The sequence below is a fragment of the Jejuia spongiicola genome (assembly GCF_023502325.1).
GTDB classification, from domain to species: domain Bacteria; phylum Bacteroidota; class Bacteroidia; order Flavobacteriales; family Flavobacteriaceae; genus Wocania_A; species Wocania_A spongiicola.
This window is the reverse complement of the sequence record NZ_JAMFLZ010000002.1, coordinates 78,643-93,576: the sequence shown is the minus strand read 5'-3', so window position 1 is coordinate 93,576 and position 14,934 is coordinate 78,643. Positions and strand designations below refer to the sequence as shown.

The window sequence follows — 14,934 nt, the reverse complement described above, 5'->3', positions numbered from 1 at the left end:
CTATAGATTGCCCACTGATTCGTTTTCTTTTGCTAACTTAGTTCATTCTCAAAGCTACAAACCATGGCCAGCACGTTATGCTTCATTAAAGCAATACTAAAAATTAATAAAACATGAAACGTATTATTACAGCATTTGTTTTTACAGGAATTTTGATTTCTTGTAATTCATCAGACAAAACTAAAACCTCTATACAAGAACCCTCTGCAACAGAAACCGCAACAGAAACCGCAACGGAAAACGCATCAAATGATATAGATAAACAATTAAAAACTATTGATACTGATGAAGATTTAATTGCCACTGCATTAATGGCTGCTCCTGCAGAAAGCAGATCAGGCTGTAAAGTTATTGGGTATAACATGGCAGGTGAATTTGTGACGTTAAGAGATGGAAATAATGAATTTATTGTTCTTGCAGACAATCCTAATAAGGTTGGGTTTAATGCCGCATGTTATCATAAAAGCCTTGAACCCTTTATGGCAAGAGGAAGAGCCCTAAAAGCTGAAGGCAAAACAGGGAAAGAAATCTTTGCTATTCGTGAAGCAGAAATGAAATCAGGTCAACTTAAAATAATTCCTGGATCGACTTTGCACATCTACTTCGGATCAAAAACAACGTATAACCCTGAAACCTCTATGGTTGAAGATGCTCAACTCCGTTATGTAGTATACATGCCTTGGTCAACATCAGAATCTACCGGCTTACCAAAAGTACCACCGGCTCCAAATCATCCTTGGATTATGAATCCAGGAACACATAGAGCACATATTATGATTTCGCCTTTACCTGAAGATTCTGAGTAGTCTTAATGAAGAATTAAAATTACTTATTGTATGTAATCAGGAAATCTTGTCGGTTTTCTAGTCGTTCGTTTTCTTTTACTAATTTAGAATAAACTATACAGCCAATCATATACAAATACGTTATACCTAATTTGGTGAAATATGAGATTTAAAAGCTCCATTTTTACATTACTATTTCTTTCTTCGTCCATCATAATATTTGCACAAAAGTTTGAACCAGAAGATGGCAAATGCTTAGTTTTTATTGGGCAAGATTTAGAAGCAACTGGTGGCTTTGATGATTACAATAATGGTTACACTGATTATTTTGATATACCCGCTGGTGTAACAACATATACAAACTTATCTCCAAATAACACATCATACGGACACTACAACAAAGGGTTAGACGGTCTTAAAACCAAAGCCAATTGGGGAGCTGGAGATTCTTGGGCTAATCTTTATCTACAAGATTCTACTTATCAAAACAGTGCTATAGCCATTGGGTTATCCTTTGTAAACCATGAAAAAAATGTTTCTAAAGGAAAGCTTGATTACTTAATTAAAGATTTAGCCGATTGGATAAAATCTACTAAGCGTCCAATATTTTTAAGGATTGGTTATGAGTTTGATGGTTGGGATTGGAATCATTATAAGAAAAATATTATTTAAAAGCATGGAAAAGAATACACTCTATTTTTAAAACTAAACAAGTCGATAATGTTGCTTTTGTTTGGCAATCTAAAGGAACAGGTTCTAATCAAAATATTTTAGAAGCATGGTATCCTGGTGATGATTTAGTCGATTGGTGTGCCTATTCTTATTTTGGGCAACCGGATCAAGAAATGCTCATTTTTGCGAGGAAACATAAAAAGCCAGTATTTATTTCGGAAGCAACTCCAGTAAGGCAAATAGACAATTTATATTTCGATTCTGATTTAAAAAAAGAAAAGCTAGAAAAAACAATATGGAAAGAATGGTTCATACCTTTTTTCAAGACCATAAATAAAAACTCAGATGTAATCAAAGCATTTAGTTATATAAACTCTGATTGGTCTTCTCAACCCATGTGGATTACAAATTCAACATTTAATAAAGTTGACTCTAGGCTTCAGGTTAGTAAATATGTTTCGCAAAAATGGAAAGAAGAAATAGAGAAGCCAAAATACTTAAATGCTTCTGACGAATTGTGGAATAAAGGATTAAAAAACTAACTTAAGAATCAAAGCTTCCTCTCAAACCTAAAAACCTTTCCATTCTGCTCCACTTGAAAAAATTTGCAATTGGAATAATGTATAAATAGGTATCCTAAATTATAATTGAAAGTTTTATCCTTAATTTTAAAAATAGCATCTACATCAACATTCCCATATGGAGAAATACGTCTGAATCTATATTCTAACTCATCATCCGTTTCATGTAGCTCAAACCAAGCTCCCGCAGCAATTCCAGAAAGCCATTGTGCTTTTTCATGCAAATCCTCAACTGGTTTTGGTTTCTGTGTTCCTACTAAGTTAACTTTATGGTTTTTCAACTTATCTAAAAAGCAGCGTATATTTTCACTTTTTTGTGATCCTTTAAATTCTGAAATAACACCTGTTTCAGAAACCTCATAAGGATGATTTTCAGTATCAGCCAATAAAACATTACCAACAGTGCTTGGTGTAAACCATTTCGAATTTTTTAAATCCTTTTTTATTTGAGAATCTGACACCGAAACTATTAATGTATCGGTAACAAAACGTGCACAATTGCAAGCCTCTTTTATAAATGCTGCGTAACGTACAAAATGCTTGTTTTGCATTTTCGTAATATGCGCTCGAGCCTTTTGGTAATCAATAGACTTACAAACCGAAGCTACTAATTTACCATCACCATGCGTAAGTTTTGGGTGAGTTGCTAAAAACTTTAAAATGGCATCTAAATTTTTAATAGAGTCATTTTCAATTTCAGCTTTTAACGGAAAATGCAATTCGTTATCGGTATCTCTTCCTCTAACACGTCCGTTTGGTTCTGGCGTAATATAACGTCCAAAATCATGATATTCTAAAATGCCAGTTTCTTTATTAATCAACACCAAAGCGGCATGCCCTGCTCGCAAATAATCTTTTTTACCAACGCCTAAAAAACGTAAATAAGGAGAAAACCATTCTTCAGAAACCATTACAATAGTATCTGGATACGCCAAGGTTAAAATAATGCCTGTGTTATTCATTAACAATTTGCGGAATATGGAATGTTTTTGAAGTAATTACGTGGTCTACAAGACTTTCATACTGCATTTTTACAGTATGATTTGTTTTTTCTACTTGAGTTATACTAGTAGTTTTTACAAAATGACGATCCATAACAACGCCATATTCGATATTTTCTTTACCAGCACTTTTATGAAAGTTTATTAATGACTCTTTATTTAATTCATTTCCATTTTTAAAATCTTCAAACCAATTTAATCGTTCGGTTTTCATGGCTTTGGTATATAACGTAGAAGACGACCAAATTTTAGGTTCTAAAGGTAACTTTGTAAAATGTTTCTCAGTTCCGTCCCAAACCAACTCATAAAATTCTAAATTAGAATTCCAATCTGCAATCACCATTGTAAAAGGCTCAATATCTTCAAAATCATATGTATTTACAGTATGTTTCAAAGTATCAGCAACCATAAAATGATTAGCTACCACACCTCTACTCAATCTATATTCAGGTTTACGTTCATGAAACTCAAAACCTCCATTAAGCACACAAATCAATCTGTTTTTTTCGCTAACACCAATCCATGTCCCTCCAGAAATCTCATCTTTTGGAAATAAAACTGTAGTTTCATTAATAGTATAAAATTCAGGTTTTAACGACACTCTATTTGGTGCTTCATCACGATTTGAAGTCAACACAAAGTCATTTTCACCTTTAGGAATTATAGTTACTGTACACATGTAATCGATAGTCTTTAATCAGATTGCCAACTTACAAAAAATAACTAATATTTAACGCCATTTTAATAAACCATCAATTTAATAAATCATTTAAAAATTCGTAATTTTGCAGCTCAATTTTTGACAATTCAATAAAACACACACATTATAATGGGAAAAGGATTTTTTAATGTACCAGTAGCTGTTAACGAACCAGTTAAGGGATATGCTCCAGGTTCACCTGAGCGCGAAGCTGTTCTTTCTGCTTACAAAGACATGTTTAATAGCCAAATTGATGTACCAATGTACATTAACGGACAAAACGTTACTACAGGAAACACAAGAACAATGTCTCCACCGCATGATCATAAACATATTGTAGGCACATACCATTTAGCCGAACAATCTAATGTTGATGCAGCCATTTCTACAGCCTTAGAAGCTAGAAAAAGCTGGTCGTTAATGCCATGGGAACAACGCGCAGGTATCTTTTTAAAAGCAGCAGAATTAATTGCTGGTCCTTACCGCGCTAAAATAAATGCTGCTACTATGATAGCGCAGTCTAAAACGGTGCATCAAGCAGAAATAGATGCGGCTTGTGAGTTGATTGATTTTTTACGTTTTAATGTTCAGTTTATGACTGACATTTACATGGAACAACCAGAGAGTACAAGCGATGCTTGGAACCGTATTGAGTACCGCCCATTAGAAGGGTTTACATATGCTGTTACTCCTTTTAACTTTACAGCTATTGCAGGAAATCTTCCTGCATGCATGGCTTTAATGGGGAATGTTGTAGTTTGGAAACCTAGTGATAGTCAAGTATATTCTGCCAAAGTTATTATGGATGTATTTGACGAAGCTGGTGTTCCTCCTGGTGTTATTAATGTAGTTTTTGGAGACCCTGTTATGATTACTAATACAGTAATGGCTAGTCCAGATTTTTCTGGATTACATTTTACAGGTTCTACCTTTATATTTAAAGAACTTTGGAAACAAATAGGAAACAATATTCATAACTATAAAACTTACCCAAGAATTGTTGGAGAAACTGGTGGGAAAGATTTTATTGTTGCTCATAAATCTGCAAATGCAAAACAAGTAGCAACTGCTATTGTTCGTGGTGCTTTTGAATTTCAAGGACAAAAATGTAGTGCAGCTTCTCGTGCATATATTCCACAAAGTCTTTGGGCAGATGTTAAGAAATATGTTGTTGAAGATGTAAACTCTTTTAAAATGGGGTCTCCAGAAGATTTAAGCAATTTTATTACCGCTGTAATTCACGAAGGTTCTTTTGATAAATTAGCTAAATATATTGATGGCGCAAAAGCTGATGCTGATGCAGAAATACTAGTTGGTGGCGGTTATGATAAAAGCAAAGGATATTTTATCGAACCTACAGTTATTGTTACTAAAGATCCTAAATACACAACTATGTGTACAGAGTTATTTGGTCCTGTAATTACTATTTATGTTTATGAAGACGACGCTTACGCGGAAACTTTAAAACTAGTAGACGAAACTAGCGAATATGCTTTAACAGGTGCTATTTTATCTACCGACAGATATGCAGTAACGCAAGCTACTGAAGCTTTACAAAATGCCGCTGGAAACTTTTATATTAATGATAAACCAACTGGTGCAGTTGTAGGCCAACAACCTTTTGGTGGAGCAAGAGCTTCTGGAACTAATGATAAAGCAGGTTCTGCTCAAAACTTATTACGTTGGGTATCACCAAGAATGATAAAAGAAACATTTGTTACTCCAACAGATTATCGCTATCCGTTTTTAGGGGAATAAACTCCTGATCGAGAAACAATAAATTTATAAAAGAGACTGTCTGAAATCTAGACAGTCTCTTTTTTTTTTTAAATCTATTTTAAATTTAAGCCACTTGACTTTGGAAGAAAAAATGTCGAACTTCGTTTAGCGCAGTATATCAATCATTAAAACAAACTGATATACTTAAAAAGCATCAGCGGCAATTATAAGATAATGAGATACTTTACATTTATATTAATGATATTCTGTTTGATTTCTTGTAGCAATAGGCTAAAAGACGAAGTGAAATATAGTACCGACTACTTTGAATTTGAAAATAATTATTGGGTCAATTTACATCATTTCCTATATCAGAAAGCCGACAGCAGTCAACTGAGAAAACTACAAGAAGACGGATTAAATTTTGTAGAAATTGGAGAGGCTAAATCCTTAATTCAATTATCAAATGATGAAAAAGCTACTTTAGAATTAGCTGTTAAGTATTACAAAGACAGCTTAATAACAAAAAACCTAAGAAGGGATTTAAACGGTCTTAGGGTTTGGTTTCAGGAAAAAAGGGAAACTGAAAAAATAACCGACATAACTTACGGTAGAAAATTTACTGAAGTGATTAATGAAGTATCTCCAGTTTATGAAAAATATTTTTGGAGTCTACATAAATCACACAATATTTCTGTTTTAAACAAGCACATTAAAGTTATTAATGAAATAGAGGAAGAAGTCATTGCTAAAATGGAAAAATTCTCGTTAAACAAATGGCCTGATTCTGTAAAAGTAAGAGTTGATATTACTGCGTATGCAAGTTGGGCAGGGGCTTATACTACTTCTAAACCTAGACATAATATTATCATATCTACAATAGCCCCCTCAAATATCACAAGTTCTTTTGTGGAGACAATATTACACGAAGGCTCCCATCTACTCTATTTATTTGAGGAAAGCCCAATCAGAGATAAATTCTATTACAAAAGTGAAGAGTTAGGGATTGAATTTCCCAGAAATTTATGGCACGCAAATATGTTCTATTTAAGCGGAAGAGCGACACAGGATGAACTCTCAAAGTTTGGAATAAAGCATATAATACTTATGGATGAAAAAAATATTTTCTCAAATTATAATACACCTAAATTTAGAGAGAGTAGCGAAAAGTTTTATACTGGAAAAATTAACGCAGATTCATTAGTAATTAACATTTTAAATGAAATAAAAGCCGCTAAAAATGGCTATAAGTAATTGCTTGTCCCTGCCTACTTCTGGGAATTCGAGAGGATTTTCAGTTTCGTGTGTACTTGCAAAGTTATGTGCCAACCCACATAACTACTCATAGCCGATACCGTTAAACGAACCTTCAAAAAATATCCATAAACAGAGTTTGTAATAACTAAATTTAGTTTAATGCCTTAACTGGAATTTACTAAATATAAAAATCTGTCTCTTTTTCCTATTTCTCATACGTCTTAACTATATGACCTTTAATTATAAATATGTTAAAGATTTTATAGTATAAATAGTATTAACCAAAAAAAGAGAAAAACATGAAAAAACTTATACTAATAACATCATTAGTTATTGCATCTCAAATCTTGTCTGCTCAAAATTACAAAACCTCAACATCCGACATGAAAGAAGTCAATTCTAAAATCGAGGTTTTAGGTAATAAAAATGAGCAGAATTCAATTATAACTGTACTTGTTGATAAAAACTGGAACGGTATTGGAATGCTGATGGGAAAGAATGCAACATTTACAATGAATTGGCAAAACGTTTTGAACAGCCAATTTATAAAACTTGAATTTGAAAGCAAACGAAAAACTGGAGATAGTAAAGCTATTATATTTAAGGCAACTGCCTTTTACAAAATAGTAAATGACACTACTGTTATTGGAAATTGGTTTGATAGTAGAGGCGTATCATTTCCTTTAAAAGGTTCTGTAAAAGCAAATGAACTAATTATATTTTGGGGGAGCGAAGAAACCGAAATGGGAAAAACGATATATAGTAACTCAAATAATAATGAAATAACCGTTGAAGATTTTATAAAAATAAAAGGAACATATACTAAATTTGGTTACGCAATTTATAAGGCAAAAGATTAGTAAATAATTAGCCATAATATAGGATACGATTAAATGAGCATTATAAATTTATCTTAAATTTAATCAAAATTGGTTTTATCTAAGGAGGAATTATTAAATTCGAAAACGTGTCCCCTTTTTTAATTTAACAAACGTCTTAACTATATAAACTTTAAAAATATATAATTATGAAAGAATTTATGATGATTTTCGTTGGAGCTGATTATGTTGATTTAGGCTTATCGCCTGAAGAACTTCAAGGTAGAATGGGCAAATGGTTTGCTTGGAATGATAAAATGACACAAGCAGGTATTGTTACTCATGGTAATGCATTAACGCCACAAATACGTCGTGTGGTTGGAGCCAACAGAACCGTAACTGATTTAACATCGGCAGAGGTTAAAGAAATTGTTGGTGGCTACTACATTGTTAAAGCTCAAGATTTTGATGCGGTTCAAAAAATTGCTGAAGACTATCCAGATTATGACCTTGGTGGCACTGTAGAAATTCGTGAAATTATGGTATTTGACCAATAATGGAGCAAAAAAACATAGACCATCTTTTTCGCTATCATAGCGGAAAGATGGTTTCTGTATTAACCCGAATCTTCGGTCTTAAGCATCTTGATATTATTGAAGATGCTGTACAAGACACCTTTATAAAAGCTAGTATTAGCTGGCGCACCAAACAACCCGATTATCCTGAAGCATGGTTAACTCAAGCTGCAAAAAATAGAGTTTTAGATATTTTTAGAAAACTAAAAACGGCACAAAAACACCTTCCAAACATCAATCAAGGAACAGATGCTATTGCTATAAATGAGCTTTTTTTAGATTCTGAAATTGAAGATGCGCAATTGCGTATGATTTTTACCGCTTGTCATCCTAAATTAGATTCAAGAGATCGCATTTCATTTGCCTTAAAAACTGTTTCTGGATTTAGCATAAAAGAAATATCATCGGCCTTACTTACCAAAGAAGACACTATTAAAAAACGGATATTAAGAGCAAGAAAAACTATTAAAGAATCACAATTAAAATTTAAAATCCCTCAAGGCAAATTGCTTGCACCTCGCTTAGAAAGTGTTATGGAAGTGCTTTATCTTATTTTTAATGAGGGGTTCCATTCAAACAAACGCGATATACTCATAAGAAAAGAATTGTGTGGAGAAGCTATCCGTTTAACCCAAATGCTTTTAAAAAACAAGCTTACCAGAACACCTGAAACTTATGCTTTATGCGCTTTAATGTGTTTTCATTCTGCCCGATTAGAAACCAAAACAAATGCAGAGAACAAACTTTTAGATTTAAAGACCCAAGATAGGAGTCAATGGTATTTTCCGCTTGTAAAATTAGGTAACACCATGATGAATAAAGCCGTTGTTGAACAAAATGAATTTTCTTGTTATCATTATGAAGCTGCAATTGCTGCAGAGCATTTACGCGCAAGAAATTTTGAAGATACTAATTGGGATAAAATTCACTATTGGTATCAATGCTTAAACACTTTACAACCTATGCCAATTCATGTATTAACTATGGCTGTAGTATGCATGCAAAACCAAAATTACACTATAGCAAAAACATATTTAGACGATATTAAACAAGATGACTTTGAACAACGCAGCTATTTATATTATGGAGCAAAATCTGATTATCATGCTGCAACAAACAACATTGACAAGGCTATTAAATATATTAATTTGGCCTTAAATACTGTAAACAATCAATTAGAAAGAGAGTATTTATTAAAAAAGAAAACAGCACTTTTAAGCAAAAAAAATGATTGAACTTCGTAAGTTTATAAGCACCCCCTTAATCTAATAGTATCGATGAAAAAAAGTATAGTTCTTTGGTTAATTGCCTTAGCAATAATTGGCTGTAAACACAATACAGAACCCAATAAAAACCCAAGAGTGCCATTAATTACTTTGATTGACTCTTTAAATTTAAATAAAACCGATTTAAAGATTTTAATTGATAAAAGTGATTATAAATTACTTGTAGTTTCAAATTCTAAAATTATTAGAGAATATAAATCTGTATTTGGAACAAACCCGATTGATGACAAATTAATGGAGGGAGATAGGTGTACACCTGAAGGAAAATTTAAGGTTAGAGATTTATATCCGCATAAAGCTTGGTCTAAATTTATATGGATTGATTACCCTACTGAGGATTCATGGAAAAAACATAGAAAAGCTAAATTAGAGAATCGTATTAGTCAAGACGCCAAAATTGGTGGAGAAATAGGGATTCATGGCGTTCCTAATAATAGCTCTAATTTAATTTCAGAAAAACAAAATTGGACTTTGGGATGTATCTCTTTATCCAACGATGATATAAATGATTTATACGACGTTGTTTATAAAAATATGAGTATTGAAATTGTCAAATAAAAAATACAATTATTCAATAATAATTTTTTTGTTAATTCTCCCTTTAACCGTATTCAATTTTACAATATAAGCACCTGTGTCTACTAGTATTTGCTTAGATGTTTTACTTGTAGTATAATCTATAAACTTTATTTTTTGTCCAATAATATTATATAATGTTACATCTAAAACATCTTCGTAATCTATTCCTATTATTTTTAATTCGGATATCGACTTATCAAAATAAACAAATACATTATCTGTAATTCCAATATCATCAACCGATAAAGATTGTGACTGAAATACTAAAGAAAATCTATCGTTATAAACACCTGCATCTAGAAATATTTCAAATGGATTATTATTTATTAAAAACGTTTCGTTGGTAATATTATCTTTTATATAAAGTGTTTTAGTCTCATTTAAATTTTCAACACCATCAAGTTTAATTCTTGCTATACCAGAGTTTTTAATAACGATTCCTATTGGAAATTCTTGAGTGTCATCAAAATTACCAACTCCTTGAATGACAAACTTTCCTTTGCTAAAAGCCCAATACATATCTTCTTCTGCAACATCAAGCATAAAAGCATCATACCCTAAATCAAATTCATTAGAAGCATTAATATCCTTACCTATAACTATTTGCCTATGATATCCTGTTGGAGAATCAAAAATTAATCGTATTCTAGGAGTATCGTCTCTATGCTCATTATTTGTAATACTGTTTTTCTTATCTGTAGGCTTTAAAAATAATGATGTTGAACCGTCTTCGGTAGCAAAAACACGTTGGCTATTTTTAAATACAATATCGCCTCCATCAACAATATCGACAGCTGCTCCATTATCGTCATCAAAACCATCTAATGCAGTACTTACAAAAAATCCTTGATTAACCGGAATGTATTGTCCTGGAATTTTAGTTCCCAAAGCTGGCCCTCCTGCATTTGAAGTATTATTAATCCTCGTATCATCTGAAATTGCCGCAGCACCTCCAGTTAAGTTTCTTGTTGCATAACCACCAACATAACCTCGCAACTCGTGAGTGTTTTCTTCACCAAAATGATCCCAAAAATATAAAGCACCATTAAAAATAGTTCCTGTTGCATTATTTCCACCATCAGCAATACTCATATTATCCAAAATAAATTCTGTTGCATCAATTGCCGATGGATATGGGTTACCTATTAAACGATCGACATCTCCAGTTGGGTTTTGAGCGGTTACATTTTTATTTAACGCTAGTATTACATCTCCATTATTTGGCAAACCTTTGAACACATAGTTTTGTTGATCTGTAATTGCCACAGACCCTGATGTGCCTTTCATTGTAAAGCCTTCTCCCACAGCCAAAGATGTTGCTTCGCTAATACTTTCCCAAGAGTTATAATCATCTTCTGGTCCATAAAACTTGAATAGCCAATGCGAGCTGATTTCTTTTGCAGTCCCTGGAGGTGGTGGCAAACCTACTCCTGTACTTAAAGCTAAAATAAAATCTAATGATTGATATGCATTTGTATCTGTCCCGTCGTTTAAAACGCCAGATATAGTATGATTAGCATTTGATGAAGAAACTCCTGTACCTCTAGTACTTGTATTTCCTGCTATTGGGCCAACAGAAGAAGACCAATAATTATAGTTAAAACCATTTGCAGTTCCTTGCTGATCTTTTTCTAAAAAGCCGCCACTATCTGCATCTATAATACTACTCTCACCTTGAATTAATTGAGATTCGCCTATCAAATCTATAATCCCATCTAATTCTAAGTAATGAGAAATAGTTAATGCTTGTCCTGAGTTTGTTTCATCCTGAGTATCAACAGGGTCTGCTATTGTTAAAGTTCCAGCGGTTTGAATTAAGCCTAATAACGATATATCTCTATCTCCGGACGTAATATCATGAGAGATTTCAGCAATATTCCAATCCATTACAGTAGTTCCATCTAAACTTAGCGAATTTGGCACCATTTGATCAGCACTATTACTCCAGGTTGTTCCAGCATCCCAAGCTCCGTTAGCAATAGATACATAAGGCAAAGGTGTGGTTTGATTATCTATTACCTCTTTCGTTTTATTTAAATATTTTAATCGTAAAAAGAAGCGATCATCGGTTAATCCTTCAATAGTAGAACCGTAAAAAGAATTAAAATCATAATACACTCTTAAATTACTCCATGGTATATTCGCTATCTCATTACTTGTAGAGGCTTGTGGCAAAATTTTTCCGTCTACATAATCCGTTCCAGCAATATCAAATCGTTCTATTTCTTGATTCATTAAATAGCGTATCTGATCTTGACTTAATGCTAAATCCCAAACATAAACTTCATCAATCTCACCTAATAAAGGATTTATAATATTATTTTTATCAACATAAACTGCACCTATAGCGTAATTATTAAAGTTTGGAGACGGGTGCACAATGTCCTGAACTGACTTATCTAAAACACCATCTATATACATTAAAATAGTACCACTATGATACACAAACGTGGTATGATGCCATTTACCATCATCTACATCGACATTTGATGTATATTTTGGTGTAACAGCATCATCAATATACACCTCAATATTACCCGTTGTATTTAGTCTGATTTGTAACTTTTCGCCTTTAGCCATTACTGTTCTATTGCTAGCATTTGCGGCACATTTAATCCAAGCAGAAATTGTAAAATTATCCACATTTAAATTAAGATTAAATTCACCAACTAGGTAATCGCCTGAGGCTATATTTACTGAATGATTTTCGGCTAAATTTGATGTTTTACCAAAAGTAAAATACTTTGCGCCATCAAAATCATACCAAGTTTGGAGGTTTACTCCCCCATCTTCAGACCTAAGCGGAATTACATCAATAATATCTCCATTTGCGAAATTAGGATTATCAGCAACTATTAAAGCATATTCCTCAGTAGCTAGTTTTGAAAAACTACTAAATGCAGCAGATGGAATAGAAATATAAACAGTTTCTACGTCGCCATTTACGTTTTCATTTGATTCAACAATTTTCCATATTCTATCAATACGTGTTAACGATGTTGTAATTCCAGAAGCTATAGTTACTGTATTTGTACTAGAACCAGAAAAAGATGCATTATTATTTCCCCAAACCAAAAAATCTCCATCTTTCTTGAATTCATTTGGATTAGCACTGTTGGTTGTAAAAAGCCCGCCTAAACCAATACATACTTCATTAAGCATGTTTATAGTTTTTGATTGTTTTTGATTTAAATCTGAAATAGAATCTCTACCAATACCAGCAACATTGTAATTATAACCAGAGTTGGCCGTAATATCCCAAACCTTTGTGTCGAAAGAGTTAACATAATCCTTTTGCACTTCGGTTGAAGCGCCTAATGTAATTCCGTATTTAACAGCTAAATATGATTCCACTTTTTGTCTATCAGCATCAGATAATCTTTCAGAGAATGTAAATACCTCAGCAACACGACCATTTAAACTGCCTTGGATGTCAAAATTCCTACCAATCCAATAATCACTCCCCGATATATTTGTAAAAGCAACATCTGAAACATTTGACGTTGTTAACACATTAGAATTATAAAGTATATCTTGCTTAGTAGGTGATACTGCAGCATCATTTCTTACATTAATTATTCCAGCATTGGAATAAGATGAACTAATTTCTGCTTCACCATTAAAACTACCTCCGCCATCTACATCTTGATTATATGATAAGGTTTCGTTAGTAAACTCCGTCGAATAATTGCCAAACCCAATACCTGTAATATCTCCTGCACTTCCTGAATCTACGCCTGCAAAAATGGTATTTCTAACCGACGCACTAGTCATAGTAGCATCTGGAATCATAACAATAAATACATCATGGTTATAAAAACCGCTTATTGGTGCATCATTATTATACATGTATTGCTCAGTAGCTCCGCCATCGTTTTCAAATTTCACTACAGGGTTATAATTAATATTATCTGTAGCTGTATCTAAAAAGGTTGGTTCTTTACCAGATACAGTAGCGGCATCTTTTCCATTAGTTCCTAAATCTAACCAACTTGTTAAATTGGAACCAGATGTGACTATTCCTCTTGTAGATTTTAACCACAATTTGAAATTGGCGGTAATACCTCCAGGTCCCGGTATATTTTCGTTAAACATTTCTGCGGTTACATTTAATAGAAAAGGATTCGTATCAGGATCGTTAGTATTTATGCTAATGGTGGCAGACTGAGTACCTGTACCAGCAACTGGTGCTACAAAAGTTACATCGAGATAAATTCCAAAAAACGAAGGTAATCCTACAAATGGTATCCCTTGAGGTGAAGCTGTAGTAAAATCTCCATTATTACTTGTAGCCGACGTAATATTCATTGGACAATTACCAATATTAGCAATTAGAAACCTTCTTGTAACAGATGCTCCTTCGTCTACAACTCCAAAAAATGTTCCATTCGCATCTGAAGTTGTTGCATTGTTATAAGAAATATCAGCAAAAGGATTTCCTCCTAAAACATATATTTCTGGAGAAGAATTAACTTGTAGCGTAAAAGTAAAATCAGGTTGGTTTTTAATTTCAACTGTAACCAGTGTACTAGTAGTTGCACAGCCTGGGCTTATGTTTTCTATCTCAAAATCTAAATATTTATTCCCTCCTCGGCAACCGTTTGGCTTTATATTCTTTTTAGGGTTATTTGGATTAATATCGAAGTCTGTAGTGTTAGATATATCTATATCTTGAATTTTTAGATTTTTACAATTAGAGCCTTCAATGTTAGTAATTGTAAAATCTAAGGTATTACCAGCGTTAATGGTTATAGTAGATCCTTGTGTAACAACTGAACCTCCAATAACTTCAAGCTGCATAACTTGAGTATTACCGGCAAAACAAATTAAGAAAAAAGAGATTAAGAAGTAATTAAAAGGGCAATTGAGACTAGAGGGCTTTCTCATATTAAAACTTTTTAGGGCGTTAAAATTTTAAATGAGAGACTAACGTTTTATAAACAACGCTAAACAAATCTAAT

General features: G+C 32.9%; 12 protein-coding genes. 9 read left to right on the top strand and 3 right to left on the bottom strand.

Translation table 11 applies throughout. From position 1 onward, the window contains the following. Positions 1 to 113 precede the first annotated feature (113 nt). From M3P09_RS04255 to M3P09_RS04245, 3 genes are all read left to right on the top strand, one after another. Positions 114 to 806, top strand: a complete 693-nt coding sequence (locus tag M3P09_RS04255; protein WP_249972152.1) for a hypothetical protein — start codon at positions 114 to 116, stop codon at positions 804 to 806. 141 nt (positions 807 to 947) lie between these two features. Then, positions 948 to 1,457 (top strand): hypothetical protein, encoded by a 510-nt coding sequence (locus tag M3P09_RS04250; RefSeq protein WP_249972151.1) that lies wholly within the window; start codon positions 948 to 950, stop codon positions 1,455 to 1,457. 173 nt (positions 1,458 to 1,630) lie between these two features. Continuing rightward, a complete protein-coding gene (locus tag M3P09_RS04245) occupies positions 1,631 to 1,999 on the top strand; it encodes a hypothetical protein (RefSeq protein ID WP_249972150.1) in 369 nt (122 codons plus the stop codon). An 8-nt stretch (positions 2,000 to 2,007) separates the two neighbouring features. Here the strand turns inward: M3P09_RS04245 and M3P09_RS04240 are convergent, their stop codons facing one another. Together M3P09_RS04240 and M3P09_RS04235 are read right to left on the bottom strand one after the other, a co-directional pair. Then, complete coding sequence (locus tag M3P09_RS04240; RefSeq protein WP_249972149.1) at positions 2,008 to 3,000, bottom strand: DUF6695 family protein; 993 nt, start codon at positions 2,998 to 3,000, stop codon at positions 2,008 to 2,010. Further along, entirely contained in the window at positions 2,993 to 3,718 is a 726-nt protein-coding gene (locus tag M3P09_RS04235; RefSeq protein ID WP_099564451.1) for an NRDE family protein, read from the bottom strand. The genes M3P09_RS04240 and M3P09_RS04235 overlap by 8 nt, the downstream gene beginning before the upstream one ends. Positions 3,719 to 3,868: 150 nt before the next feature. On the opposite strand from M3P09_RS04235, the gene pruA reads away from it, so the two are divergent. The 6 genes from pruA to M3P09_RS04205 all read left to right on the top strand — a co-directional run bounded on the left by pruA (position 3,869) and on the right by M3P09_RS04205 (position 9,952). After that, positions 3,869 to 5,497, top strand: a complete 1,629-nt coding sequence (gene pruA, locus M3P09_RS04230; protein WP_099564452.1) for an L-glutamate gamma-semialdehyde dehydrogenase — start codon at positions 3,869 to 3,871, stop codon at positions 5,495 to 5,497. 219 nt (positions 5,498 to 5,716) lie between these two features. Continuing rightward, positions 5,717 to 6,712, top strand: a complete 996-nt coding sequence (locus tag M3P09_RS04225; RefSeq protein ID WP_249972148.1) for a hypothetical protein — start codon at positions 5,717 to 5,719, stop codon at positions 6,710 to 6,712. A gap of 302 nt (positions 6,713 to 7,014) precedes the next feature. Next, positions 7,015 to 7,575 carry a hypothetical protein gene (locus tag M3P09_RS04220; RefSeq protein ID WP_249972147.1) on the top strand — a complete coding sequence of 187 codons (561 nt, stop codon included), beginning with the start codon at positions 7,015 to 7,017 and terminating at the stop codon, positions 7,573 to 7,575. Between the two features lie 167 nt (positions 7,576 to 7,742). Then, positions 7,743 to 8,090, top strand: a complete 348-nt coding sequence (locus M3P09_RS04215) for a YciI family protein (protein WP_099564455.1) — start codon at positions 7,743 to 7,745, stop codon at positions 8,088 to 8,090. After that, positions 8,090 to 9,343 (top strand): RNA polymerase sigma factor, encoded by a 1,254-nt coding sequence (locus tag M3P09_RS04210; protein WP_249972146.1) that lies wholly within the window; start codon positions 8,090 to 8,092, stop codon positions 9,341 to 9,343. Before M3P09_RS04215 ends, M3P09_RS04210 begins: the two co-directional genes overlap by 1 nt. 42 nt (positions 9,344 to 9,385) lie before the next feature. Further along, on the top strand, positions 9,386 to 9,952 hold the full coding sequence (locus M3P09_RS04205) for a L,D-transpeptidase family protein (protein WP_249972145.1): 567 nt from the start codon (positions 9,386 to 9,388) through the stop codon (positions 9,950 to 9,952). 9 nt (positions 9,953 to 9,961) lie between these two features. On the opposite strand, the gene M3P09_RS04200 is transcribed toward M3P09_RS04205, so the two are convergent. Next, a complete protein-coding gene (locus M3P09_RS04200) occupies positions 9,962 to 14,860 on the bottom strand; it encodes a DUF8202 domain-containing protein (protein WP_249972144.1) in 4,899 nt (1,632 codons plus the stop codon). Positions 14,861 to 14,934 lie beyond the last annotated feature (74 nt).

Coding starts and splice junctions, on each gene's coding strand:
- M3P09_RS04255 (WP_249972152.1), top strand. CDS start 114: ATGAAACGTATTATTACAGCATTTGTTTTTACAGGAATTTTGATTTCT.
- M3P09_RS04250 (WP_249972151.1), top strand. CDS start 948: ATGAGATTTAAAAGCTCCATTTTTACATTACTATTTCTTTCTTCGTCC.
- M3P09_RS04245 (WP_249972150.1), top strand. CDS start 1,631: ATGCTCATTTTTGCGAGGAAACATAAAAAGCCAGTATTTATTTCGGAA.
- M3P09_RS04240 (WP_249972149.1), bottom strand. CDS start 3,000: ATGAATAACACAGGCATTATTTTAACCTTGGCGTATCCAGATACTATT.
- M3P09_RS04235 (WP_099564451.1), bottom strand. CDS start 3,718: ATGTGTACAGTAACTATAATTCCTAAAGGTGAAAATGACTTTGTGTTG.
- pruA (WP_099564452.1), top strand. CDS start 3,869: ATGGGAAAAGGATTTTTTAATGTACCAGTAGCTGTTAACGAACCAGTT.
- M3P09_RS04225 (WP_249972148.1), top strand. CDS start 5,717: ATGATATTCTGTTTGATTTCTTGTAGCAATAGGCTAAAAGACGAAGTG.
- M3P09_RS04220 (WP_249972147.1), top strand. CDS start 7,015: ATGAAAAAACTTATACTAATAACATCATTAGTTATTGCATCTCAAATC.
- M3P09_RS04215 (WP_099564455.1), top strand. CDS start 7,743: ATGAAAGAATTTATGATGATTTTCGTTGGAGCTGATTATGTTGATTTA.
- M3P09_RS04210 (WP_249972146.1), top strand. CDS start 8,090: ATGGAGCAAAAAAACATAGACCATCTTTTTCGCTATCATAGCGGAAAG.
- M3P09_RS04205 (WP_249972145.1), top strand. CDS start 9,386: ATGAAAAAAAGTATAGTTCTTTGGTTAATTGCCTTAGCAATAATTGGC.
- M3P09_RS04200 (WP_249972144.1), bottom strand. CDS start 14,860: ATGAGAAAGCCCTCTAGTCTCAATTGCCCTTTTAATTACTTCTTAATC.